The sequence below is a fragment of the Conexibacter sp. S30A1 genome (assembly GCF_023330665.1).
Classification (GTDB): Bacteria; Actinomycetota; Thermoleophilia; order Solirubrobacterales; family Solirubrobacteraceae; genus Palsa-465.
In genome coordinates this window covers 2,275,319-2,300,464 of sequence record NZ_CP097127.1, presented here as the reverse complement: position 1 = coordinate 2,300,464, position 25,146 = coordinate 2,275,319, and the positions used below count along the sequence as shown (strand labels likewise).

Sequence of the window (25,146 nt, the reverse complement as noted above, 5' to 3'; positions counted from 1 at the left end):
CGGCATGCGCGTATCTTGTAGGACAAGCCCGGGGGGGGCAATTGGCGGCCGCCGAGTTGGTGACTCGGAGCCCCCGGCTCTGCTTGGCTCTTGGTGGCGACACCTGCGGCGACGCTAGAACGCTCGGGCGACCTTCACGGTCGCCCGAGCGAAGACACGTCGCGCCGGACCGCCGACGTGGGGGCCCTCGAATCTGCGGCTGGAACGCAGCGCGGATTGGGGGTCACAGAAGCGACGGCGAGCGTCTCGCGACTTGAAACAATCCGGAGGGCACGAGGGTTCCCCAGATCGGCGCCGCGAGTCTCGTCGAGCGGCCACGGGCGGCATCGGCGCGCGGTCAGGCGGATGCTCGACGACTGCAGCGGCTAGTCGCTGCGTTGGCGGAAGCGGCTCTTGGCTTACAAGCGAAGCCAGCGCTCGATTCTTGGCGGCAGGAGTTCGGGATGCTCGCTCATAAATGCTGTCAGCGACCTGGTCGTGATCTTTGTGATCCCGTCCTGCTTGCCTTCGTACCGGTTGTGCGTTGAGTACGCGAACGCCTTTGCGGAGCCTGCTGCATCTCTTAGAGCTCTCATGTCGACGTGGTTATCCGGACCGCTTTTCACAGACACGACAGCGACCTTCCCGGAGCCCGGTCGTCTGAGTGCGGCCTCATATACCGGCGTGTCGTGCAGCCGGCTGGAGGGAATCAACACCCAGCCCGCGGCCTGGAGGCTCAGGAGCACGAGATCTTCGATATCCGTGGGATCGAAGATCTCGCGAATCGCTTCCTCGGGGGTGAACGACGCGACCACGTTGCCTCCGCGTGTCTCCGCCTCCCACAGCATTTCAGTGATCCTGATCGCGGCGGGGTGATCACCGATGCGACGGAGACTCTGGCCTGGACCTGTGAAGCTGCGGACGACTGCGCCGGGAACTTCGAAATCCCTCCACGACGTCTTCAACCAGCAGGCGGGGCGGACGTTGTAGAGGTCGTACTTGACTGAGAGCGGTGACTTGTCGTAGCGCCATGGCCCGTTGATCTGAGCTAGCCAGTAGCGTCCTAACCCATCCCGGGTCCACATTAGGTCGCCGTCCTCAACGTCTTCCGCGAGCCGGCGTATCGTGGCCGCGCCTTGCGACCATCCCTTCCGGCCATTGCACGCGCTGATGACCGTTGCCAGTCGTGCGTTGTCGCGTAGTCGCGAAAATCCCCAACCGACTCCAACTAAGCCGGCCTTCCGGCAGTACTCTTTCGCTTCGTCCCAGTCAGGCGACCCGCCGTCCTCGTCGGAACGCATGCTGTTCAGCTTGACCCGCCAAACCGTCGACACTTCGGTCGCCTCCTCGGTAGCTGATTGTGAAGGGCGTGCCCGCCCGGGGATTCCTGGTCAGCGTCCTGTTGCCTGCACTGCCTAGACGGTCCACTCTCCATTTGGTTCGCGCCTGACGGCTCGCGACTGTTCGAGCTCTGTGATCGCGCTCGCTACGTCAGCGGTGCTACGACCTGTCTGACTGACGAAATGCTCGTACCCTCGAGTGGCTCGGCATCCACCGCTTGTGGCGGCCTCTGCCTGGTAAAGAATCGCCAGGATCTGATCCTTCAACTCCTGGTCGGCCATCGGTGCAGCCTAATTGGCGCCGGAGAGGAAGGCAAGGGATCGCCAAATCCGAGGCGGATGCTGCGAACCGGCTGGAGCGAGGACCTCGACGCCGCAGACTCGGAACCGGTGGCTGTTGACGTCAAGTAAGCCGGTTGTCAAACTCGTGGCCGCGCTAGATCAACGTGGTGGCCTGCCGGCGTAGCCTAGCGCTATCGCGGTGAACAGCGTCAGGTCCGCGCCCGTGCAAGTCTGGGTCTGTGCGACCTTATGGGCGTAATCCCGGAGTGGTTCGGCGTCGCGAGGTTCAAGGTCTCAGCCAGAAACCCCGGTTGCGTGCTTCGACTCGTCTTCACGGCTCGCTAGCGACGCACCTGGGCGTAGAGTCCGGCCCGCTGGCACGCGGCGCGGAGGCGCGGTAGGTCGGTATCGGTCCCTACGGTCCGTTCGGTCCTGTGCCTCAATGCAGGTGTGCTATCGGCTCTTATGGGTTCAGCCGGCGGAAGAGCCCGTAGGCCAAGAAGGCGAGCGCCACAGCAAGGAAGAAAGGCAGCGCAGTGACGATCGCTATACCGGCCGCCATGTCGCCGCCGACGGACCCGCCTAATGTCGCGAGTCCTGACGACAAGCCTGCGGCGCTGTAGCCGCTGACCCCCGAGGGCGCCGACGGGCATGTAAGACGACCCCTGTGCCGATCGCTGCCGCCCCAATCCCTGCGACTCGGCCGACGCGACGCGCTTGCCTCTCCTCATCTGTGAGGTAGGGCTTGTCGCGCAGGGCGACGGTGACCGTGCCCGCGCCAACCGCGGCACCGAATCCTGCGACCAGCGTGGCTCCGTCCGTTGCATTGCCGCCGGCCCTGGCGAGCCCCGACATCAGGTTCGGCCCGCTGCGAGCCGTGCGTCCACCCAGTCGCATAACCAGGTTCGCACCGACTTCTGGGACGATCCGGCCAGCGCCCAACACCAATGCCGCAGACAATGCGGCCTCAACCTGGGCACCGCTATGGTCGCCCACCGCGCACCAGCTGGCGAAATGCTCGCAGTTGTTCGCGAACAGGTTGTAACCGGATCGCCCGACCATGTACTCTGCGCGCGCGACGACCATATCCGGCGGGAAGCGGCGCCCGTACTCACGTCGCTCGATGGGGTCACCCTACGAGAACTCGGCAAGCGTGACGATCCGAATCGCCGCTGAGGTCTTCCGTCCATCGGTGACCCCAAGATGGACCACCGTTCCGTCCCCACGGTCAACACCATGATGCGAGTACGGCCCGCGCACAGCGGATATATGCGCACCCCGAGTCGGGGCATAGTCCGCGCGGCCAGGCGAATGACCGACGGCGTTGCTGGTCAACACAACCCTTCTACGCCACCGACGTTGCCCGGGCACGCGCGAGAGCCGATGAGGCCGGCGAGCTGTCCGCTGACGAGGACGTGTCCCAGGAAATGTCCCGAACTCTGCGTTTTTGACCTTACGGAACCGCACGGAGCTGCGCGAAATCGCCCATAACTAAGCAATTAGCTTGCAAAGACGCATCTCGTGGTCCGTCTTGATTACCCGGGGCGGCTGCAGAAACAACTCTTGCTAGCCGTGGCGGCGCCTCCTAGCGGTCGCCTCAGCGATGGTGCCGATCTGGTGGCCGTTGGTGCGGGCGAGGCCCGTCTCCGAGGCTCCCGCATGACCGACTCAGCATGATGCGCAGCAGCGCGTTGTTTGTCGGCGGCCGGCGAAGCGTGCAAGCATGAGCCGGTCGACGCAGGTCTGAGCGATCAGAAGGCTGCTTCGCCGTCGTTGGGTAGCCAGCTTGACAGCAGCTCTGCCACTCGTGCACTGAAGCGCGCCGCTGCGGCGCCGTCAATGACCCGGTGATCATATGAGAGCGAGAGCGGCAACAGTAGCCGCGGCGCGAATTCCGACCCTGTCCACACCGGCCAGATCGCGGCTCGCGTCACCCCGAGGACGGCAACCTCTGGGGCATTGATGATTGGAGTGAAGCCCGTACCACCGATGCCGCCCAGGCTTGAGATGGTGAACGTTCCGCCAGCCATCTCTGCTGGTGTCAACGCACGGTTCCGCGCCGCCTCGGTCAAAGTCATGATCTCGGCAGCGACTGTATACAAGTCCTTATTGTTAACGTCCCGCAGCACCGGCACAAGGAGGCCGGAGCGCGTTTCAGTGGCTATACCGATGTTGTAGTAATGCCGCAAGACCAACTCGTTTGCGTCAAGCGAAGCGTTGAACTGCGGAAATTCTTGCAGCGCTCGGGCGAGCGCCACCACCATGAATGGCAGTAGCGTCAGCTTGACGGGAGCATCGGCGTTGCTCTCGTTAAGTGATCGGCGAAGGTTGTCGAGTTCTGTTATGTCAGCTTGTTCGTGGTGTGTGACGTGAGGGATCAACATTGCGTTCCGAGTGAGCCGTCTGCTGATCTGCTGACGTATTCGGGAAAGTGCCGTCCGCTCAACGGGACCAAACCGCTCAAAGTCAACCTGCGGCCATGGTTCAACGGTCACAGTCTGCAGGTCGTGTGGTGACGAAGACATCTCTCAGGCCGGTGGCAGTTCGTCGCCAGGCGCGCCGATATACGCGATCACGCTAAGCGCGCTAACAGTCTCGCCGGCTGGGGCGACGATTCGCAGCAGAGTGCCCGCGGCGACACTTTCAACCTCTAACTCGGCCTTATCGGTCTCCACGACGAGCAGCGGCTGCCCTAGCTCTACCTCGCTCCCTTCATCGATCAACCACTCGATGATGTGGAGCTCGTCGGAGGTCTCTCCTAGCGCGGGCATGACAATTTCCTCTGCCATTCTGCAGTCTCCTTCAGTGTCGGGGGTCAGTTAGCGAGCACGGTTTGGACGGCTGCGCGAATCTCCTCGCGAGAGGGGAGAACGGCAGCCTCGAGCGTCGGAGCAAACGGCATGGGAACGTCTTTGCTGGCAAGTCGCACCACCGGTGCGAGGAGGTGGCCGTGGAACTCGGCGGATACACGTGCTGCGACTTCTGCTCCCCAGCCGCCCGTGAGTGGAGCCTCGTGGACGATGATCAGCCGCCGCGTGCGCCCGACGCTAGCCATGATCCCCTCCCAATCGAATGGGGCCAGCCAGATTGGGTCGATGACCTCGCAGCTAACTCCATCGCCGGCAAGTTCGTCGGCAACATCGAGGGACGCGTACAGCTGCGTGAACGTCGCGAGGATGCTGAGGTCATCGCCACGGCGCCGGACTCGAGCCTGCCCAACCGGCAGGACGTATTCCGTCTCGGGAACAAATGCGCGCGTGTCGATCGATCCGGATTCCTTCCGGCGTTTGGCGCCGTACAAGAGCTTGTGCTCGAACACGAGCACTGGATCCGGGTCTTGCAGAGCTGCGCGCATGGCGCCCTTAGCGGTGTAAGGATCGGAGATGCACAGAACCTTGAGCCCGGGAATGTGCATGAAGATGCTCTCGGGGTTCTGTGAATGCTGAGCCCCCCGCTGGCTTGCCCCGACCGGGCAGCGCAGAACTATAGGCACGGTGAGAGCCCCGTTGGACATAGCCCTCAGCTTCGCTGCTTCGTTGGCCACCTCGTCCATCGCTTCAAAGACGAAGTCTGCGTATTGGAGGTCCGGCAGCGCCGGGCAGCCGGTAACTGCAGCGCCGATCGCAGCCCCGAGCAAAGCCTTCTCGCTGATCGGTGTATCAATAACGCGTTCGCGACCAAAGTGCTCAGCCAGCCCGCCATAGACGCCGAACGCTCCGCCCCAACCGCCGGGCACACCGATGTCCTCGCCCAGCAGAAGAAGCCGCTCGTTGGCCGTCATCTCCTCGGCGATTGCCTCACGTAGCGCCTCGGCGATTGAGAGCAGCCGTTCTTCCGGCCCATCAGCCAACGGTCCGGCGGTCTCGACTGGCTGCGGAGGTGCCCCATAGACAACGGCTAGGTCAGCCGCGGTTGCGCTATCTGGTAGCGGCGCTTGCTGCGCGAATGACAGTGCTTCCGCGACCGCTGCTTTCGCTCGCGCGATTGAGTCTTCGACTTCCGCGGCCGATGCTATTTCATGTGCGACGAGCCAGTCTGGGAAACGCTTGACCGGATCGCGGGCTCGCCACTGCGCTTCTTCGTCCTTCTGGCGGTATCCGCGAGCGTCCGACCGGCTGTGCCCGACGAAGCGGTAGGTAAGGCACTCGATGAGCGTCGGTCCCTCTCCTCGGCGAGCGCGCTCGACGGCGCGAGTGGCAGCACCGCGGACCGCGAGCACGTCCATCCCGTCGATTCGCTCGGACGGGATACCGTACGCCGCGCCACGCGAAGAGACATCAGCGTTGCGGGTGGTCTCCGCGAACGGTGTCGAGGCGCTGTAAAGGTTGTTCTCGCAAACGAACACGACCGGGAGGTTCATGGCGGCAGCGATGTTCACGCCCTCGTGAAACGCTCCCTCGTTGACCGCTCCATCCCCGAAGAAGCAGGCCACTACGGAGTCGGTGCCTTGGCGAACCAAGCCGAGAGCCAGCCCCGGGGCGAGAGTGATGCCACCCCCGACGATGGCGATCGAGGGCAGCATCCCGATCTGAGGGTCGCCAAGATGCATCGAGCCGCCGCGCGCACCCAGGCAGCCGCTGGCCTTGCCGTAGATCTCGGCCATTGCCAGCTTCGGATCCATGCCCTTAGCCAGAGCATGGCCATGGGGGCGGTGTGTTGAGGTGATCCAGTCGTCGGCGCGTAGTGTCGAGCACACGCCGACGGCTACCGCCTCCTGGCCCTGGTACTGGTGAAGGGTCCCAGGGATCTCGCCTTGCAGGTATCTCAGATAGGCGGTCTGCTCGAACTCTCGGATGAGCACGAGCTGCTCAAGGAGGGCGAGCGCCTGCTGCCTGGAGACTGTCGACCCTAACTCCGTCTTGTCGTCAGGGACCGTGGCAGGGTCGATGCTTGATATGTCGGTCACTTGTTGGCCGCCTTTCCTGAGGACCCGAGGGTCTGCATGTATCGCCTAATCTCTTGAGTGAGCGCCAGCGCTGCCGCGGTCATCGCATCGCCAGGGAGACGCGAGCCATAGGTCAAGTTCGGGTCTGCGCTAGCGCGTTGCAGACCCAGAGCGAGCCCCTCGCCGAAAACCTGCTTGAGCCTGGTTCCCACGTTTACCTTGGATATCCCGGCTTGGACTGCCGCTTGGAGCTGCTCGGGGGGTACGCCCGAGCCTCCGTGCAGTACCAAGGGAACTGTGAGCGCGTCTGCGAGCTCTCTGATTCTGCTCGTATGGAGTGTCGGGGTGTAGCCGCCGGTCACGAAGTGCACGCTGCCAACTGATACCGCAAGGCAGTCCACGTTGGTGCGTCGTACGAACTCCACTGCCGCGTCGACGTCGGTGAGTCGCGCCTCTTCGTCGTGCAAGACACCGTCACGCATCTCGCCGAGCTCGTCAAACTCCCCTTCGACCGCAACACGTGCGGCGTGCGCTTCCGCCACGAGCGCTGCCGTAGTCTCGATCAATCGCTCCATCGTCATGCCTTGGCCGACCATCATGACCGTGTTGAAGCCACATCCGAGCGCGCTACGGGCCTCGTCTAGGCTGTCTGCTTCGTTGTACATGACAGCCGTAGGCGTCTTGGCCCGCTCTGCCAGCATCGCTGCGACGGCTCCGTAGACGGCGATACCTTGCTCACGTAGCCAGGCATGGTTCGCTGTCAAGCCGCCGATGCCGATTATTACCGGTGACTGCTCGGCCTCGGCCGCCGCCACCACGGCCTCAAGGCTGTAAACGTCCCACGCTTCGAAGTACCCGACGGCATAGCGGTGCTCACGGGCATCGGTAAGGAGATCAGATAGGGCAGCGATTGTCATGAGCGAGTGTCGACAGCTTTCAGTTAATGGTGGTTGTGCGAAACATCCGACGCGTTCTGGCAGTTGGGGCGAAGCCGTGCGGACCATGAGCGGTATGCGACTAACTCCTGTTCGGTCTGGCGCGCGTCCCAGCCCAGGAGCTCTGCGCAGACAGCGGCCACTGCTGTGGCAGCACCGAGACCGGCGTCGGCGGTCCTGGCGAGCATGAGCCTGCGCGCCACAACGTCCACTAGCGTCCGAGCGAACTCTTCCTTGACCGCAACCCACACTTCGGCGGTCGTGACGTCATTCGTCGCTCTAATGAGTGCCGGGAGTCCCGGCCTGTCTCTCATCGCGTCGTACACGCTCAGGGCACGGACCCCGTACACGGCGAGGAGGCGATCTCGCACCGCTGCCGGCATCGTGGATACGTGCTCACACTGGGCCGCGAAGGCATGCCAATCGGCGACTCGCGCTCCTGGCAAAGGCATCGTTCGCGTCGGACTGCAGCTAGCCCGCCGGAGTGCTGCATGACGGCGTGGGCCTTGCGGCCTGGACCGCCGGCGGGGCTGCAGAGCGAGGTGATCGACGACTCGGTTGATCGCCATCTCGCCCAGGGCACGATGTGTTGTGAGCTTGCCGCCCGTGAGACTGAACAGACCAGGCACGGTCGGGTGGCTGACGACATGATGGTCACGACTGATGTCAGCTGGACGCTCGGCACTAGCCGCGTACGGCAATGGACGGGCGCCGGCAAACGCGTGCAAGACGTCGCCCTGAGTGAAGTGCGCTGACGGAAGCAAGCGGTTTGCCTCCGTCAGGAGATACGCGATCTCCGCATCGCTACACGACAACGCGCCGGGGTCGGCTTCGTCAACGAGTTCCGTGCTGCCCACGAGGATCGTGCCGTCGGATTGCGGGAGCACCAACACCGGCCGGCCATCGGTCATGGCCTCGAAGTGGATCCCTGTACTCGGTGCGTCTGGATAGGTCGCCAGCACCAGGTGGCTACCCTTCACCGCGCGAATGAGACGGTGGCCGCGCCAGCCTTGCACGGAGCCGAGCACCGAATCCACCCATGGTCCGCTGGCGTTCACCACGCTGCGCGCGCGGACCGTAGTGGTGTTTCCCGTCAGCTCATCTCGGAGCGCAACCTCGATCAGCGACGCGCCAGGACATAGCTCCGTAGCCGCTGTGTGCGTGAGCACACTGCTTCCTGCGGCACGCACGTCAAGCGCCTGCTCGACGGCGAGTCGCTCAGCGAAGCATGCGTAGGCATCTACGTAGACAATGCCTCCGGTGAGGCCACGGTGCTCAATGCCTGGATAGGCTGCGATCGCTTCGCGCCGCGAGAGCCTCCGGTGCCTGGGTGTGCTCTTTCCGCGTGAAAGGGCGTCGTAGAGCAGCATGCCGGTCTCTAACGTCCAGGGCCGTCGGCGGTTGTGTGTGTAAAAAGGGATCAGCAGCTGGTATGGCTTGACTAGATGTGCCGCGGTCCACAACAGCAGCTCTCGCTCGTGCAGCGACTCGCGCACAAGTCGAAACTCGCCATGTTCGAGATATCTGGGGCCTCCATGCACGAGCCGGCTCGACGCTGAGCTTGTGCCGCTGGCTATGTCGGTTTTATCTATCAGTAGAGTGTTTAGTCCGCGCATGGCCGCTTCTCTGGCCACCGCCGCGCCATTTACACCCGCGCCGATGACGAGAACATCGGTGTGTTCACTGACCCTGGTCATTGCCTCATGCGCAGACGTGTCAGGTCCGGCCGGCCGCTAGGGGTGCTGTCTGGGTTTGCGCGAGGGCGATGAGCCGTGAACTTGGTGAGCGCAGCGCCTCGTAGGTCTCTTTGAATATCGGGAGGACCTCCCGGTACACGGCCACCGCTGCAGGGTTTGGTTCAAGATGGTCACCCGGTGTCGCCAGCTGCAGAGCGGCGTCGAAGCCCGTCAGCACGCCGCAGCTCACGCCGGCGAGAATCGCGTCGCCAAGCGCAGCGCCGCCGCCTCTCACCAGAACCGCGGTACGGACTTCAAGGACATCGGTGATGATGCGGCGCCAAAGAGCGCTACGGGCACCGCCCTCGTTGAGGATGAGTGGCTCGGTGATCGGGAGTTGGCCTTCGCGCAGGACATCCAAGGCCCATCGCAGAGCGTATGCGACTCCTTCGAGCATCGCTCGGACGAGATGCTCGCGCCTGTGGTGTAGGGAGAGGCCCACATAGGCAGCCCGCGCGCGGCTGTCCCAGAGCGGAACCCGCTCTCCCATAAAGTAGGGAAGCGCAAGCAGTCCCTCGCTGCCCGCCGGAATCGCTTCGGCACCTTGCGTGAGAAGGTCGTACGCGGAGATCCCGCGGCTGCTGGCAGCAGCCCTCAGGACTTCTGGCCCTGCCAAGTCGCGTAGGTAGCGAAGCGCCTGGCCTCCCGTCATGGTCACAGCAACCGCCGAGTAGCTGCCGTGAACATCGGTCGTGTAGGGGATGTTGACGACCTCGCGGCCTGCTTGGCTGTGGAGGAAGGTCCTTCGGTCGTGAACCACACCGATGACGCCGGCTGTGCCCAAGTTCAGCTGGAACGCGCCCGGCGCCACGGCACCGCCACCAATCCATGCCGCGTTGCAGTCGACTTGGCCTCCGGCTACCAAGCATCCGGGGTTCAGGCCAACTCCGGACGCGACCGCGTCACGTACGGTGCCTATCAGCTCGTCGCAGTCGACTAGCTCTGGAAGCTTGTCCGACGGAATGGCGAGCATGTCCAGAACGCTGTGGTCGAATCGACAGGCGGCGATGTCGTAGGCGACACCGAAGAAGGCGGCGCAGCTGCGGTTGAGCGTCGCTCTGCCTGTCAGGCGCATCGCGATGAAGCCGTCAATGGTGAGGGCCTTTGCCGTCTTCGCGAAGCGCTCAGGCTCGTTTGCGGCGACCCACATCAGACTGACCAGCGACGGATAGTCCTCTACGCGGTTTCCAGTCAGCTCTTGGAGCCGGTCCGCTCCGACTTTCTCGATCGTCTCTGCAACCTGACGTGAGGCCCGTCGGTCCATGAGGTTGAAGGCACGCCCCAGCGGCTCGCCATCGTGCCCCACCAGAACAAGGCTCGGAAGGGCCGACGACACCGCGATGGCGACCACGTTGCCGCCGACGTTGGCGACAGCGCCACGCATCAGCCGCTGACACGCCGCCCAGTACAGCTTGGGGTCGTGTTCGGAATAGCCGGGGTGGTCGTGAAACTGCGGATATTCTTCGTACTCTTGGAACAGGACGACGCCATCGGCGGAAAGTGCGCAGATCTTGGCGCCGCCCGTGCCGAAGTCGAGTCCGATCAGTACTGGCTTTGTCACGGTCGTCGTCTCCCCAACCGGTCTACCAGCTGGTGAAGCCACCCTCGACCAGCAGGTCGGTGCCTGTCATGTAGGCGGAGGCCGCGCTGGCAAGGAAGATCACCGGACCCACCAGATCGTCCGGCGTGCCCAGGCGGTGCATCGGCGTTTGCTCTTCGAAGCCGCGGATCTTCTCGGCCCAGTCCGGGCCGCTGATCATGGGAGTCATGATGTAGCCGGGGCTGAGCGAGTTGACCCGTACCTTCCGGGTCACCCACTCCATCGCAAGCGTTGAGGTCAGGTGCTTCACGCCAGCCTTTGACGCGTTGTAGTGAGCCTGCAGAAGGCCGCGATTGACAATCGTCGCCGACATTGACGCTACGTTGATGATCGAGCCGCCACCGCTCGAGAACATCGAGCTTGCTTCGCTCTGGCAGCAGTAGAACACGCCCGAGAGGTTTACGTCTAGGACGCGCTTCCAGTCGCTCGGGGCGAGATCCTCGGCCGAGCAAGAGTGGTTGACGCCGGCGCAGTTGACGGCGATGTCCAGACGCCCGAACCTGCTGACATGGTGTCCGATCGCCTCGCGGACGGACACCGGGTCGGTGACATCCGCATCGACGACTAGAGCTTCGCGCCCGATCGCCTTCACCTGCTCGGCGGTCGTGTCGCTGCCCTGCCGCTGCCCTGCGAGGTCGAGAATGGTGACGTTGGCACCGTATTCGGCCAAGCCGACCGCGAGTCGCTGACCGATGCCGCTACCCGCTCCCGTGACGAGTGCGTTGCGGCCTTCTAGATCGAACAGGCTCATGATTACCCTCGCTTGATAGACGCGTTGGATCCGCGGGCCGGAGCGAGCACTAGTCCGCAGAGCATCGGGTCCAGCTGGCCGACAAGGCTGCACGTCCGCTGCTCAAAAGACTCACATGTGTGAGCATCATCTCTCCAAGCCCTCACGCTGCGCACGTTAGCGCTGGCTCAGTTCGCAGGTCAAGTCACAAGTGTGATAGTGTTTGCTCATGTCGACGCCACGGTCACGCAGCGTGCTGGCCGCAGCCGCGCGGCTCTACTACGTGGACGGACTGAGCCAAGCGGAGGCTGCGGCCAAGCTGGGGATGACGCGCTCCAATCTGTCGAGGGTGCTTACGGCGGCGAGAGAACAGGGGGTTATTGAGTTCCGCGTCCACGACGAAGCGGACCGTGATTTCGAATCTGAGGCAGAGTTGGTGGCAGCGTTCGATCTGCGCGGAGCGCGTGTGATCAGCAGTCCGGCTGACCGTCCCGCGCTTCCCGCGGTTGCGCAATGCGCCGCGAGGATGCTTGAGGAAGCGCTCGTCGGGGCACGAGTTGTCGCCGTTTCGTGGGGGGCCACGGTACGGGCCGTGGTTGAGGCACTCACGGAGACCACCAGCCCAGACTTGCGTGTCGTGCAGCTGGTTGGTGGCCTGACGTCGTTCGAGCCACACGTGAGCGCCCACGATCTCGTGCGAGAACTCGGTCGGCGACTGGGAGCCTCTTACCTCTACCTGAACGCTCCTGGCGTCTTCGATTCGATCGAGGCGCTCAACGTGCTCAGCGCCGAGCAGTCGATCAGCTCTACGCTAGAACTCGCTCGACAGGCGGACGTCGCACTCGTCGGTATCGGCAACCCTGCTCACGGATCGTCGCAGGCACTCCTGAGACAGCTTGCAAGCGGCAGTGGCGAACTTGCCAAGTTCCGGAGCGCTGGGCCTGTCGGAGACGTCTGCGGTCGCTATTACGACGCGATTGGCCAGCCACTCGAGATTCCCGGCATCAGCGACCGCGTGCTTGCCATTGACATCCCTGCTCTGCGGCAGGTGCCTGTGTCGATTGGCGTAGCAGTTGGAAGGGCGAAGTCCGGCGCGGTGTTGGGGGCGTTGCGTGGCGGCTTGATCAACACGCTTGTCTGCGATGAAGCGCTGGCCCGTGAACTGTTTGCGCACCCAGGCAGCGGAGCTGCCGACAGCCGACCCTAAGGGCCCAAGCCTCCGTTTCCGTCCCCCGCCGGAAAGCGGAACTCGCTGGCAGCAGCGCCGCTGACGCCAGAGAACTTCACGGCGCACGGGATCGAGCTGTAGACGGGCACCCCTCGCGCACTCTCACAAATGTGCCTTGACATTAGTTGGGAGAGGGTGTTTGTTTTTCCGCGAGAGGGAACGTGAGTCGCCGCCAATGGCGTCGAATCGCGGCCAATGAGCAGCAAGGTGGAGGCGAGAGGTGATTGGACAGAGGAATCTTTGCGACCGGCCAACGCACAAATGTGAGGCTGCACGGGCCGGTCTAGATCATTGCTCAGCGTTCGACGCCGGGCCCTCTCAGGCGGGGCCTACAGGCTCATGGCGTGCGTCTGAAGGGGCGCTACGACTCTCCACTCGATGCATGCAGCACCCGGGCCGGGCGCGCTCGCGTGGGGAACGACGCAGGTTGCCGGTACACATGGTCGGCAGCCAGCCTCAGTCCCCGATGCCTGCGACGAAATCGCCGCAGGGCAGCTCGCTAGGTCGGTGCCGCGATGCGCGGCTGCCGGACGGTCACATTGCAAACACGAGGGAAAGGTGCAGTGCAAATTGAGACATCGTCTCCTCAGATCACCCCTAGCCATAGCTGGAGTCCTCGCGGTCTTGGTCGCCGCTGCGGTCGCAGCAGGCTCGTCTCTTGGCAGCACGACGCGGGCAGTCAAGGCTCTGCGGAGCCATTCAATCAAGGGAATGACCGTTGCGGTGTCGGTTCCACAAGAGGTCGACCCGTACTTCATCGCGATCACGAACTACTTCAAGAAGGCCGCTCAAGCGCAGGGGCTGAAGGTTCTGACCGCTAACGCAAACGGCTCGGTGGCTACACAGGTACAGCAGGTCGAGTCGTTCGTGAGCGAAGGTGTGAAAGCCATCGCGATCGACTCCATCAACGATCAGACGATCGTGCCGGCGATCAAGGACGCCAACGCGCACGGGATCCCTGTGTTCACGATCGACACCCAGCCGTACGCTTCGGCGATGAAGGCAGAAGGTGCCCACATCGTTCAAACGGTAGAAAGCAACAATCCTGAGTGCGGGCGCGTGTCCACGGACGAGATGCTCGCATGGCTACACGGCAAATCTGCAGTCATAGGCAAAGTCATCCTGCCCCTGGCGCAGTCAACGGTGGACCGCAACAACTCGTTCCAGACGATCATGAAGAGCCATCGAAACGACAAGGTGGTTGCGACCGTGAACGGCGAGGCGCAGTACGCGGTGGCTCTTACGGTCACCCAGCAGATGCTTTCCGGCCATCCGAACATCAACACCGTGTGGACAACGGACGGGCCAGCCGCAACCGGGGCGATTCGAGCGATCATTGGCAAGCACCTGGTCGGCAAGGTCCATGTGTTTGGCAATGCGACGGTCGTACCTGCCGATCAGGCGATCGAAAGCGGCAAGGTCATGGTCGCGGGAGCGACGCAGTTCCCGTCTGTCGAGGGTGCGACCATCGGCTACGACCTGGGCCAGTACCTCAGTGGAAAGCACAACCAGACCTACCTGGAGTTCACGCCCTGCAACCCTGTGACGCACGCGAACTCGCGAGTCGTGACCGCATACAACACGGCGGTGTTCGCGGGCAGCGGCAAGGAGCCCGTTCAGGTGCTTTTGCACGGTAAGTTCTACCAGTTCGAGGCCCACGGCAAGCTAAAGCAGGTCACCCTGCCGTGATCAACTCGGTGGCAGATCCGGCTCGCGTCGGAGCCCCTGGGCTGCAGTGCGCTGACGTTTGGCTGCGCTACGGCCCAGGGCTGCCACCGGTGCTGAGAGGCGTCTCATTGACTGTGATGCCTGGCGAAGTAGTGGGGTTGGTCGGACACAATGGCGCCGGTAAATCATCACTCGTGAAGGTTCTCGCCGGTGCGGCTCACCCCGAGCGTGGGTCGATCGCCCTAGACGGCGAGCGGATGGAAGGGCGATCTCTGCGGCAGGCCATGGCCGCAGGGATCAGCTGCGTGTGGCAGGAGCTTTCGGTCATTCCAACGATGTCTGTGTCGGACAATCTTGTGCTCGGCATGCCAGATCGCGCACGTCTTGTTGCGTCACGGAGACTGACCCGCACACGGGTGGCGGAGGTCGTCGCCCGCTGCCATCTCGAGAACATCGATCTTGGAGCAACGGTCGGGAGCCTCCCATTCGTCGACAGGCAGCGAATCGAGATCGCGAGAGCGATGGCGCTGGACGCGCGCTACGTGCTGCTGGACGAGCCCACGGCCGGTCAGCGCGGCCGAGGTCGCGACGAGCTGTTCGCGCTCATCCGTTCGGCGGCGAGCCACGGCGTCGGCGTGTTGCTCGTCGACCACCACCTGGACGAGGTCGTTGATCTGGCCCACCGCGCGGTGGTTCTCCGTGACGGTATGGTGGTCGGGGAAGTCGCCGGAGTCGAGCTGACTGTGGCGCGGATGACGGCGTTGATGACAGGCTTTGCCGACGCGAACGACGGGCTAGGCGGCGGTGGCGGCACCGCGCACTCAGTTCACGGCCGAGTGACGGACCACAGCGCAGGAAGCCGCTCGGGAGCCTGCCGGTTGCGCTGCTCGAAGCTGTGGAGCTCAACTTTGACTGCGACCAGCCTCGAGTTGCACGGGGGGACCGTTTACGGCTTCTACGGGCTCGAGGGCGCTGGTCAGTCAGAGCTCTTGAGCATCTTCGCTGGAGCCACCGTGCCGGCCGGCGGGTCGATCGAGGTCGACGGGGAGCAGGTCGCTTTCAGGACGCCCGCTGATGCGGTCCGCAGGGGCATCGTGTATCTGTCGGGTGACCGCGCACAGATGCTCGTGAGGACACTGAGCGGCAGCGACAACCTACTGCTTGGGCAGATTGCGTCGAAGCCGTTGTGGAGCCTCGCCCCGACTCGCAGGCAGCGGCAGCGGATCGCCGCGGGTCTAGTGACGCAGCTTGACGTGAGAGGTGATTGGCGTGGCTCGATCACTGGCCTCAGCGGCGGGAATCAGCAGAAGCTCGTCATTGGCAGGGCGCTACAGAGGTCGCCGGCTGTGGCTCTGCTTGAGGGCCCTACGCTGGGCGTCGACGTAGCCGCCCGGGCGCAGATATTGGAGATGATCAAGGGGCTCGCCGTAGATAACGACGCGGCGGTTTGCTTGGCAAGCACCGATGAGGATGAGGTGCTTGACGCGTGCGACGAGGTTTTCGTCATGGTCGGCGGCCGCTTGGTCGATCGGCTACGTGTGACGCCGAGCCTCGGCAAGGAGCGACTGCGGGCTTCGGCTGTTGCGGTCAGCGTGTCGGCGATAAAACGAGGATGAGGGAGGCAAGATGACCGAAGGAGCAGAGGCTCAGAAGCGCACTGAGCACACGCCGGCAGTTAGTCAGCCAGCACCGGGTCCACGCCGCGGGCGCACGCTGATCGCGGAGGCGTTGAGCAAGCCAGAGGCGGGGACGATCGTGCTCATCATCCTCGTCGGCCTTGGTTTCGCTCTACTTAATAGTCACTTCTTTACGAGCGGCAACCTTGCCACTCTCACGCTGGACGCTACGGTCGTCATGGCGCTGGCGATCGGCCAAGCGTTCGTCCTACTTACGGGGAACATTGACCTCTCGTGCGGATCTCTCGCAGCGTTCGGCGGGGTGTTGGTCGCGATTATTGCCAACGCAGGTGTCCCCTGGCCGCTGGCCTTGCTGCTCGCATGCCTGACCACCGGTGCGGCCGGTGTGATCAACGGCGTCATCACCTATTACGCGCGGATCCCCTCCTTCCTTGCGACCTTTGGGATGCTAGGTGTGGGAGAGTCGCTTGCTCTTCTGCTCTCTAACGCGACCAGTGTGCAGGTCAACAACGTGTCGTTCGCCTACCTTGGCGTGAGCAGCGTTGGCGGGGTGCCGGTTGCTTTCGTGATCGTCTTAGGGATTGTGCTGGTCGCTGAGATGCTGCTGCGCCGCACCGTGTTCGGCTTTGACTTGTACGCTATCGGTGGAAACCAGCGTGGCGCTGAGCTCGCTGGCATCCGCGTCGGGCGGGTGCAGATAGGCGCTTTCGCATTCAGCGGTCTGCTGGCTGGCTTTGGCGGCTGCATCACGACGTCTCAGCTGATGGCTGGATATCCATCGAGTGGGACTGGCGACACACTATTCGATGCCATTGCAGGCGCGGTAGTAGGCGGTGTCAGTTTGTTCGGTGGCGTAGGGACTGCGCTCGGAGCATTCCTCGGGGCGCTGCTAATCGGGACCATTCAGGATGGATTGAACGTCGTTGCAATCTCGTATTCTTGGCAGCCACTGATCATCGGCGTCGTCATCGTGATCGGCGTGACCTACGATGTGACGGCCCGCAGAACGCACATAGCGAAGCGCCTCAAGGCGATCAGCGGGCTGCGAGACCGAATCGTTTCAACGCCAGGCTTGGATCCGGAAGCAGGCTCGTCGGTGGACCCGATCGGCGAGGTGCCGTCTGCGACGCAGCCATAGGACTGTCCGGCAGTCGCGTAGGCGTTGACGCAGATCGATCGATCGAGCTTGCGGCGCCATCGAGCCGCGCGTTCGCCGAACGATGCTCCAGTGTTGCGCGGCGGAAACGCTTTCGGTTGGAGCGTGGGTAGATGCCGGCGGCCATAAGCGGATGGCCGATGATGGTCGTGGGTGCCGGCGTCGGTCGCGTTCTGTTTCAACGACCGGGGGTTGTCTGCGCGATTCTGTCGGAAGCGCTGCGCCCGGAGGTGTTTCAGCGCGGTTGAGCTGCTGGTGCTCACGGCACGTGTCCCAGGAAATGTCCCGAACTCTGCGTTTTTGACCTTACGGAACCGCACAGAGCTGCGCGAAATCGCCCGTAACTACAGCAATTGTCCTGCAAATAGGCATCTTTTAATCCGAAGCGCCTGGGTTCGAGTCCCAGCGCCGGCACTGCAAAAGCCCAGCAAACAGGCTTTTTTAGGTTTTAGCTGAAGCCGCAGTTTGCCAAATATGTCCCGAATATGTGGTTGAAAAGCACGTACGGGAGCGCTTTCAGAGCCGTCGGGACACGTGTTTTGCGTGGACCGCGCCAGGGGTCCGGTCTGGTCTGCGCGTGGACGGCCACCGGAGGGCTACTTCACCAAGCGTGCGGCTGAGGCCTGGCTTGGCGAGGTTCTCGATCAGGCGCGGCGGGGCACGTTGGCTGGCATGCGGTCAAGCCACGCGACGTTTGCCGATGCTGCCGAGGAGTGGTTGCGTTTCATCGCGCAGGATCGCGAGCGCAAGCCGTCGACGCTGCGTGATTACCGTTCGGCGCTGAACGCGCACCTGCTGCCGGCGTTCGGTGAGCGCGAGCTTGAGTCGATCACGGTCGAGGAGATCGAGGCATGGCGGGGCACGCTTGACGGTCTCTCAAACCGGACGAAGAACAAGCTGCTGATCCAGTTGCACGGCATCTTCCGGCGTGCGCAGCGGATGTATGGGCTTGATGGGAACCCGCTGGCCAGGGTCGAGAAGCACCCGCAACGCTCCAGCGGTGACATTGAGGTGCTAGCGCCCGAGGAGGTGTGGGCGTTGGTGCGCGCCGCTTCCTCGGAGCTTGATGGCGCGATCTACCTGACGGCTGCGTTCACGGGTCTGCGGATGGGTGAGCTGCTGGCTTTGCGCTGGCGGGATGTCGACTTCTCTGGTTCGGTGATCCGTGTGCGGTCCAGTTGGGCTGGCGGGCAGCTGACGACCCCGAAGTCAGGCAAGGTGCGCTCGGTGCCGATGGCGCCGGATGTGGCGTCTGCCCTGGCGAAGCTTTCCGCCCGCGAGCACTGGATCGGTGACGATGACCTGGTTTTCGCCAGCGAGACCGGCCAGTACCTGTCGGACTCGGCGCTGAGGATCCGCTACAAGACCGCGCTTAGGCGTGCCAACCTTCGGACCCTGCGTTTCCATGACCTGCGTCACACCTTCGGTACGCGGATGATCGCCAAGGCTGATGTTCGCCGTGTGCAGGAGTGGATGGGCCACTCAGACATCCAGACGACGATGAAGTACCTGCACTACGCCCCGCACGCCGATGACGCGCGGCTTGTTGCCGCGGCCTTCGCGATCGAGGGGCCGGCCGGGCGTGCTGGCATTGAGGGCGGTCGACGGGAGAGCGGCGGGCACGCTCCGGGACGCTTCGGGCAGTAAGGCCTGTCCTTGCAAGCACAGTCCTTCTCCGGAGCACGGTTTCGATGAGAGCTCACGGTCCGCTGGCCGTGCTGTGGACCGACCATGCTCTGGTCAAGGCGCAGCTGCTGGCCGTCACCAGGCTGGATGTCGAGGACGCGATCCTCGACGGTCACGGCCGGCGTACGCGGAACGCGCGTGCTGCGGACTGGCGGGTGCAAGTGGGGCGCCTGGTTGTTGCCTACAACTATCCGGAAGGGGACGAGTTGACCGCGCTTGTGGTCACGCTGTGGCGGCGGGGCTAGCATGAAGACCGTGAAGATCGACGGCCACTATGACGCCAAGGCCGACATCGCCTGGTTTCGTTTCGAGGACTACGACCCCAACGTCGTTATCTCCGAGGAGACCGACTTTGGTCTGCGCGAGCTTGACCCCACCGACCGTCACCTGGTCGGCCTTGAGTACTGGCAAGCCAGCGAGCGGCTGCCTGGCGATCTGCTCGAGCTGCTGCCCTCACCGCCGGTTGGTGTCACCGGCTGACCCGGGCTGGGTGTTGCAGCGATCAGGCCGGCTGGACTTTGGCGCTGCGGCCGTGTAGCGCGGATCGAGCGAAGCGAGATTCCCGGCAAGCGCCGAGCGGTCTCGTTTGTATGAGTGCTGAGCCAGGTGATCCTCAGAGCTTGTCGATGCGAGCCGTGCAGACGGCCATGTTGGGTTCGGGTTTGGCGAGGAGCACGTCTGCGACGGCTTGAGCTTGTGGGGGCGTGACCTTGTTCCCGAGCAATCAGAGTGGCCGCTATGAGGATCCTGGTCTACCCATCGTCGTTGCGGTCAACCTCCTGTCGAGGCTCGCGGACGAACTGGCGGTCGAGCAGGCGCTCTTCGGCAGTCTCGCAGTCCACTCCCTGCGTGACGGCCCGTCTGCGCCCGCCACCACGGTCCATCAGCAGGACGGCTTCTGGATGCGTCAGGGCGAGCCGCTCGGTACCCGGGTGTCCGTTGCATTGGATGGTCCCAATATTGACCCGGGGAGCTTCGCGTCACGCTGGGTCAAGCTGTGGTTGCACCCGTGGGCGACGCACCCGCTCGAGCCGAGCGTCCCTTCCTCTCGCGGAATCGGGGGGCGAGCAGGGCCCGGTGACATACGCTGAGGCGGGTGTAGCGCCGGCTCGGCTTTTCGGGCTTGGCGAGCACCAGCCCGGCCCAAGGCCCGCCTGAGCACGCCCGGCGCCCAGACCCCGGAACGAAACGCCGGTTATCCCGTCCATGGCACAGCGTTTGTTCAGCAGCCGCGCTCCGGCGCCGCTGCCTCGTCGCCGTAGCGCTAGCCCAGAGCCCGGACAGGACAGACCGCAATCACCAGCGGACGAGGCTGGCTTGTCTCCCTGACTCGTAGCATTGATCAGATGAGTCAGACGTCCCCGGTGGAGTGGTTCACGCATTGCCAGCTGATCTGCGTGACGCGCTCCTGTCCAATGCGGTTGCGTTGAACGCCTGGTCCGACATTACGCCATAGGCACGCAACGAGTTCATCTGTTGGGTTGAAGAGGCAAAGCAAGCGCAGACTCGTGAGCGCCGCATTCGCCGCACCCAAGAAGAGCTGGAAGAAGGTAAGCGCCGACCCTGCTGCTGGCCGGGATGCAAGCACCGCGAACGCACCGGCAGGTTAAATAGTCGGCTTCACGAATCCCTGTTGAGCGACACGCTGGGTGGTGACGGTTGGGCCCTCAAACGTCGTTGAGCGTGGTGATGTGATCGGCTGTTGATCGCGGTCAACGCCAGGATGGTGGTGATGACCGGCCGGGTCGCGGTAGTCGTCCGCAATTTGCGGGTGCTGGCGGCTGCCGTGCCGTCAGCGGTGATGCTGCTTATCACCATGCTGGTGGCGGCGTTTGCCGGTGCGGCCGGGGTCTGATATGCCTTCCAACACGAGTCGCCCCGGGGGTCTCGTGGGAGGGGCCGTTGGGAGCGTTGGCCTGGTGAGGAGCGTGGTGTTGTGTGGGTGTGATGGCGATGAGCGCAGAGCAGGTGGTGGTGGAGGCTGATCTGGTGACTGGGCGTTTGTGCTGCCCGGTTTGTGACGGGCCGCTTGCGCCGTGGGGGTTTGCGCGCGAGCGCACCGTGCGCCTGCTTGATGAGACACGCTTGCTGCGGCCACGGCGAGCGTGCTGTCGGCGCTGCGAGCGAACACACGTGCTGCTTCCAGCCTGGGCGCTCGCCAGGCGGCGTGACGGAACGGAAGTGATCGGCCGGGCGCTTTTGGCCAAAGCCAACGGTCAGGGGCATCGCACGATCGCAGCGGCGCTCGGGCGCCCACCAGGGACGGTGCGTGGCTGGTTGCGGACCTTCACGCGCCGCGCCGGGGCGATCACCACGACCGCTCGCCTGTGGGAGCGTGTGCTTGACCCGTCAGCCGACCAGCAGCTCGTGTGCGGCCCGCCGCTGGTTGGGGCCGTTGACGCGCTCGGCCGTGCGACCAGGGCATGCCGGTCACGGCTGAAGCTCACGGCGTCACCGTGGGAGCTTGCTGTGGTGTTGACGGGCCTGTTGCACGGGCCGGGACGCGACCCACCAGGGTTCTGACACCCACGGGGCGGGCACCAACGCGCGGTGGGTCGCATCGCTCGGATCGCACACGCCCGCACCCCGACAACATCCCGCGTCCTGGCGCTACGCCCCTGCCGAGCGATCAACAGCGAAAGCGAAGCGGTCACAGACGCGCAACGCACCACCACACGCCCCCGTGCCCCCTGTTTCTCTTCCTTGCCGCCGTTCCGAGGGCCACAGGAGCACGCTGCAAGGGGCTTTGGTCGTTCGGTCGTTCATGACCCAGATCATCACCCCCGATGACGCGATCATCACCATCCAATGTGTCCGTCAACAATCCCCGGCGTAGCGTCTCCATTCCAAAGGTGATGGTCGCCCCGATTGTCCGGCGAAAGCAGTAGTCAGCGAGTTGCGCGCTTGCCGCGCGAAGCGCGTCTCTTGTTGGTCACGACGAGATAGCGGTGTTGAAACGAATGCGGGGCCCGACGGAGGTCCGGCGGTGGTGCCGCGGGGCCGCTTGGCGCCTGACGCGGAAGTCTGGGATCGGTGGCCACGGCGGCGAGACTGGCGGCGTGAGGTCGATGGACTCGCTAGGCGCGGCCATTGGCAACGAGCCCGGCCGGGTTCCTCTGTAGGTTGTCCCGGTGGGGCGGACCGAGTCAGCTGTCGTGCTTTCGGTGGCTTAGCCGTCGATGGTTGCGTAGTAGTCGAGGAGTGTTTGCGCGAGGGCCTCTGGGGCTTCCATTGCCGCGTAGTGCCCGACGCCGTCCAGGGTGGCGGCGCTGACGTGTTTGGCGACTTGGGTCATGGTGTGGTGGGTGAAGTTTCCGCCGCCTGCGCCGATGGCTAGCACTGGCATCTGCAGCATGTGTTGGGTGGCTAGTTCTCGAATTTCGTCGCCTTCGTGGAGCATGGCGCGGTAAAGGCCGGTTGCCCCGCGGAAGCCATCCGGGCGCGCGAACGCACGGGTGAACTCGTCGATGTCCTGGTCGGTGATGGCGCCGTCGGTCGCGCACATGGCGGGATAGGCGTAGCCGGCCAGGAACTCTCGCTCACGGCCGGCGAGCAACATCTCTGGAATCCCGGGTGCGGCCAGCACGCCGATGTGCCAAGCGCCGCCGTGGGCCACATCGGCGAGCCTCTCCAATCCGAACCCGGGCAGGCCGGTCTCAATCGCAGTGAAGCTACGGATCAGCTCCGGATGGACCGCGGCCAGGCGGAACGCGGTGACTCCGCTGATGTCCTGGCCGGTCAGATGAACCGCACCGAGGTCGAGCTGCTGGATCAATCGTCGCAGGGTCTCCGCGGCGGTGGCGCTAGTGCTGTCCTGCGGCGCGCTGCCGGAGTCGCCGAACCCGGGCAGATCGACGGCGATCACGCGGTGCTCGGCCGCGAGGAGCGGGATGACTTTGTGAAACGCCCACCATGTCTCTGGGAACCCGTGCACGAGCAGAACTGGTGTGCCGTCAGACCCGGCGCTGACGTAGTGCAGGTCGATGTCGTTGAGGAGCGTGTGGTGGTGGCTGACCTCGGGAATCGAGGCGCCGGTGGTGGTGTCTGGCATGCGTACTCCTCCAGGTAGACAACTAAGTGGCCTCACACGCTAGCAACTAGGTTGTCGCTATGGCAACCTGGTTGTCGCTGATGCAACCTCGTTGTCTATGCTCAGGGTATGTCTCGCTCCGGGGCCGACCTCGCGCTGTTGTTGCTCGGGGGATTTCGTTCCCTGGCGGATGCCGCCAGTGTTGAGCTTGCCGAACGTGGGCACGAGAAGATCCGGCCGGTCCACGACTTCGCGATTCGTTCAATCGACGCCGGCGCCGACACCGCCTCAGATCTCGCCCGCCATCTCGGCGTCTCAAAACAAGCCGCCGCCAAAACAATCGGCTTTCTGGAGGAGCGCGGCTACATCACCGGCGAGGCCGACCGGCGAGACCCACGCCGGCGCAGGTTCACCGTCACCGCCGAGGGCCACGCCCTGCTCGCCACCGGCGAGCAAGTCTTCGACGAGCTCCGAGACCGCTGGGCACAACGCATCGGCATCAAAGAGCTCGAACGCCTCGAAGAAGCACTCGCCGACCTCGGGATCAAAGCCCCGTCTCGTCTCGACACTCCCGGATGGCTCGCTGGGTCATCTCCGGACTGAGCTTCAAACGGCAAACGCTCCGGCGCCGCCCCACGGCTTCTGCTCTCGCACAAGCGCGCCCTCTGGCAGCCGAACGTCGATACCTCCGGGAAGACGGATGCGCGTCTCTCGGGTAAAACTTCAATAGACGCGCTCGTCGCCAAAACAGGATCGACTCGACTCGCGCTTGGTCGCCAAAGGCATAGCGTCGCTCTCCCGCCCGCGGTCCCGGAAGGGATAGTCTGCGAGTCGTGCTTCCGTGCCAAGCGCGACCAAGGCCGGACCCTCGGAGACACATGTCTGCAAGCAAGAGCACGTCGTTCCTGCTGCAGGTCGTCCCGCCGAAACACATGCCGCCTGCGCGTCGGGAATCGTCTTCTCGACCTACCACTGTCCCGTGCTCGGATGCACGGGCTCGTGCTCTGCAAGGACGCTGGCCGGGAAACAGCGTCGGCGACCTCGAGTTGAGATTCGTAGCGTGTTGCTCGCGGTTTGTCAGACGCCGGTCAGCGCTGACAGGATCTGTCCGAGTTCGGTCGGGCGCGTCAACATCGGCCAGTGTCCGGAGTCGATGTTGACGTAGCTGATCTCGTTGACCGGTTTGAGCTCCGGTACGCCTTCGGCCAGCCACTCGCGAGCCTGCTCGACACTGAACTCCGGGCACACGATCACAACCGGGATCTCATAGCGGCTCTGGTCGCTGAGGTGGATGATGCCTTTGGCAACGCCCTCGGGCACCGAGACGAAGCTACCGGCCATCCGATCCTTGGTCGGCTCGTCGAGGTCGCGCGAGTCGGGTCCCTCGAAGTGCTGCCAGCCCGGGAATGGCATGACCCCATTCGAGCAAGGGAAGAAATCAGCGTAGGTCTCACCGTCGCCCGACGGGAAGCCGCCGACCATCACCACCTTCGCGACCTTCTCAGGACGAGCGTCCGCGGCAATCCACGCAAGGCTGCACGCAGCGGAGTGCCCGACGACAAGCACAGGACCGCTGCAACGATCGATTGCCCCGGTCACCGCCGAGACCTGATCCGCAAGAGTCGCAGTCGCAAGACCATCATCCTGGCCGGGCAGCATCACCGATATCGGACTGTGACCAGCCGCTTCTAGCACCGGAACGACAGCGTCCCACACAGCGGCAGTGAGCCAAAGCCCCGCAACGAGCACGATGTCCATGCCGAGACGCTACACCAAATCCAGAACCATTCACTCCCCGCTCACAGCCGCCGGCGGGCAGGTGTGGCGCGCCTACAACTTCAAAGAAACCGTCCGCGGGATCTTCCAGGCAGGACTGGACCTCGACGACGACACCGTGCCGATCGACCGGCTCCTCTCACGGCTGTCCCGCAGCCGGCTTACGCGGTTCATCAAGCTCGGCAAAACGATCCGCAAACACCGCGACGGGATCCTCGCCGCGATCCGCCTCGGGATCAACCAAGGCCGCACCGAAGCGCTCAACAACAAGGTCCAGCTCATCACCAGACGCGCCTACGGATTCCACAACGCCAAAGCCGTGCTCGCGCTCGTGCTGCTCACCCGCGGCCCGATCACCCTTCACCTACCACACGAACTACACGAGCACGAGAGCGGGTGACACCTCACCGCATCGATGCCGAGAGAGCCCTTTTTGCCGATACCGCGCATCTCGGAAAGGCGACGGATCGTCGCCAAA

22 protein-coding genes and 2 pseudogenes are annotated in these 25,146 nt (G+C 64.0%); 13 read left to right on the top strand and 11 right to left on the bottom strand.

From position 1 onward, the window contains the following. Positions 1-398: 398 nt before the first annotated feature. The 9 genes and pseudogenes from M3M54_RS11215 to M3M54_RS11180 form a co-directional block, all read right to left on the bottom strand. Entirely contained in the window at positions 399-1,280 is an 882-nt protein-coding gene (locus tag M3M54_RS11215; protein ID WP_249019134.1) for a hypothetical protein, read from the bottom strand. 903 nt (positions 1,281-2,183) lie between these two features. Next, positions 2,184-2,939: pseudogene (locus M3M54_RS16985) on the bottom strand (lecithin retinol acyltransferase family protein). Between the two features lie 413 nt (positions 2,940-3,352). Beyond that, positions 3,353-4,096, bottom strand: coding sequence for a 2-oxo acid dehydrogenase subunit E2 (locus tag M3M54_RS11210; RefSeq protein WP_249019133.1), 744 nt, complete (start codon positions 4,094-4,096; stop codon positions 3,353-3,355). A gap of 33 nt (positions 4,097-4,129) precedes the next feature. Beyond that, a complete protein-coding gene (locus M3M54_RS11205; protein ID WP_249019132.1) occupies positions 4,130-4,390 on the bottom strand; it encodes a biotin/lipoyl-containing protein in 261 nt (86 codons plus the stop codon). A gap of 26 nt (positions 4,391-4,416) precedes the next feature. Further along, positions 4,417-6,402, bottom strand: coding sequence for a thiamine pyrophosphate-dependent enzyme (locus M3M54_RS11200; RefSeq protein WP_249019131.1), 1,986 nt, complete (start codon positions 6,400-6,402; stop codon positions 4,417-4,419). A 101-nt stretch (positions 6,403-6,503) separates the two neighbouring features. Further along, positions 6,504-7,403, bottom strand: coding sequence for a class II fructose-bisphosphate aldolase (locus tag M3M54_RS11195; protein WP_249019130.1), 900 nt, complete (start codon positions 7,401-7,403; stop codon positions 6,504-6,506). Positions 7,404-7,426: 23 nt separating this feature from the next. Further along, entirely contained in the window at positions 7,427-9,118 is a 1,692-nt protein-coding gene (locus tag M3M54_RS11190; RefSeq protein WP_256465770.1) for a glycerol-3-phosphate dehydrogenase/oxidase, read from the bottom strand. A gap of 19 nt (positions 9,119-9,137) precedes the next feature. Next, a complete protein-coding gene (locus M3M54_RS11185) occupies positions 9,138-10,718 on the bottom strand; it encodes an FGGY-family carbohydrate kinase (protein WP_249019128.1) in 1,581 nt (526 codons plus the stop codon). A 22-nt stretch (positions 10,719-10,740) separates the two neighbouring features. Next, positions 10,741-11,508 carry an SDR family oxidoreductase gene (locus tag M3M54_RS11180; protein ID WP_249019127.1) on the bottom strand — a complete coding sequence of 256 codons (768 nt, stop codon included), beginning with the start codon at positions 11,506-11,508 and terminating at the stop codon, positions 10,741-10,743. Between the two features lie 208 nt (positions 11,509-11,716). On the opposite strand from M3M54_RS11180, the gene M3M54_RS11175 reads away from it, so the two are divergent. The 11 genes and pseudogenes from M3M54_RS11175 (at position 11,717) to M3M54_RS11130 (ending at position 21,385) form a co-directional block, all read left to right on the top strand. Beyond that, positions 11,717-12,694 (top strand): sugar-binding transcriptional regulator, encoded by a 978-nt coding sequence (locus M3M54_RS11175; protein WP_249019126.1) that lies wholly within the window; start codon positions 11,717-11,719, stop codon positions 12,692-12,694. A gap of 732 nt (positions 12,695-13,426) precedes the next feature. Continuing rightward, positions 13,427-14,404: a substrate-binding domain-containing protein gene (locus M3M54_RS11170; protein ID WP_249019125.1), complete on the top strand. Its 978-nt coding sequence runs from the start codon at positions 13,427-13,429 to the stop codon at positions 14,402-14,404. Further along, positions 14,401-15,999, top strand: coding sequence for an ATP-binding cassette domain-containing protein (locus M3M54_RS11165; RefSeq protein WP_371878580.1), 1,599 nt, complete (start codon positions 14,401-14,403; stop codon positions 15,997-15,999). The genes M3M54_RS11170 and M3M54_RS11165 overlap by 4 nt, the downstream gene beginning before the upstream one ends. Positions 16,000-16,009: 10 nt before the next feature. Then, entirely contained in the window at positions 16,010-17,158 is a 1,149-nt protein-coding gene (locus tag M3M54_RS11160; RefSeq protein WP_249019123.1) for an ABC transporter permease, read from the top strand. A gap of 561 nt (positions 17,159-17,719) precedes the next feature. Further along, positions 17,720-18,823, top strand: a complete 1,104-nt coding sequence (locus M3M54_RS11155) for a site-specific integrase (RefSeq protein WP_249019122.1) — start codon at positions 17,720-17,722, stop codon at positions 18,821-18,823. A 44-nt stretch (positions 18,824-18,867) separates the two neighbouring features. Continuing rightward, on the top strand, positions 18,868-19,107 hold the full coding sequence (locus M3M54_RS11150) for a hypothetical protein (protein ID WP_249019121.1): 240 nt from the start codon (positions 18,868-18,870) through the stop codon (positions 19,105-19,107). Position 19,108: 1 nt separating this feature from the next. Further along, a complete protein-coding gene (locus M3M54_RS11145; protein ID WP_249019120.1) occupies positions 19,109-19,342 on the top strand; it encodes a hypothetical protein in 234 nt (77 codons plus the stop codon). Positions 19,343-19,572: 230 nt separating this feature from the next. After that, positions 19,573-19,953: a hypothetical protein gene (locus M3M54_RS11140; protein WP_249019119.1), complete on the top strand. Its 381-nt coding sequence runs from the start codon at positions 19,573-19,575 to the stop codon at positions 19,951-19,953. Between the two features lie 290 nt (positions 19,954-20,243). Next, positions 20,244-20,468 (top strand): annotated as a pseudogene (locus tag M3M54_RS16980) (YdeI/OmpD-associated family protein); the annotation flags it as partial. Between the two features lie 96 nt (positions 20,469-20,564). Next, positions 20,565-20,717: a hypothetical protein gene (locus M3M54_RS11135; RefSeq protein WP_249019118.1), complete on the top strand. Its 153-nt coding sequence runs from the start codon at positions 20,565-20,567 to the stop codon at positions 20,715-20,717. A gap of 98 nt (positions 20,718-20,815) precedes the next feature. Then, complete coding sequence (locus M3M54_RS11130) at positions 20,816-21,385, top strand: helix-turn-helix domain-containing protein (RefSeq protein WP_249019117.1); 570 nt, start codon at positions 20,816-20,818, stop codon at positions 21,383-21,385. 646 nt (positions 21,386-22,031) lie between these two features. Here the strand turns inward: M3M54_RS11130 and M3M54_RS11125 are convergent. Continuing rightward, on the bottom strand, positions 22,032-22,913 hold the full coding sequence (locus M3M54_RS11125; protein WP_249019116.1) for an alpha/beta fold hydrolase: 882 nt from the start codon (positions 22,911-22,913) through the stop codon (positions 22,032-22,034). Positions 22,914-23,021: 108 nt separating this feature from the next. Between M3M54_RS11125 and M3M54_RS11120 the strand changes: the two genes are divergently transcribed. Next, positions 23,022-23,495: a MarR family winged helix-turn-helix transcriptional regulator gene (locus M3M54_RS11120; RefSeq protein ID WP_249019115.1), complete on the top strand. Its 474-nt coding sequence runs from the start codon at positions 23,022-23,024 to the stop codon at positions 23,493-23,495. Positions 23,496-23,969: 474 nt separating this feature from the next. Here the strand turns inward: M3M54_RS11120 and M3M54_RS11115 are convergent, their stop codons facing one another. Beyond that, positions 23,970-24,650, bottom strand: coding sequence for an alpha/beta fold hydrolase (locus M3M54_RS11115; protein ID WP_249019114.1), 681 nt, complete (start codon positions 24,648-24,650; stop codon positions 23,970-23,972). Here M3M54_RS11115 and M3M54_RS11110 point away from each other — a divergent pair. Then, the gene (locus tag M3M54_RS11110; RefSeq protein ID WP_249019113.1) at positions 24,649-25,068 is read left to right on the top strand and encodes a transposase; all 420 of its coding nucleotides are present in this window, start codon (positions 24,649-24,651) and stop codon (positions 25,066-25,068) included. The genes M3M54_RS11115 and M3M54_RS11110 overlap by 2 nt on opposite strands. Positions 25,069-25,146: the final 78 nt, after the last annotated feature.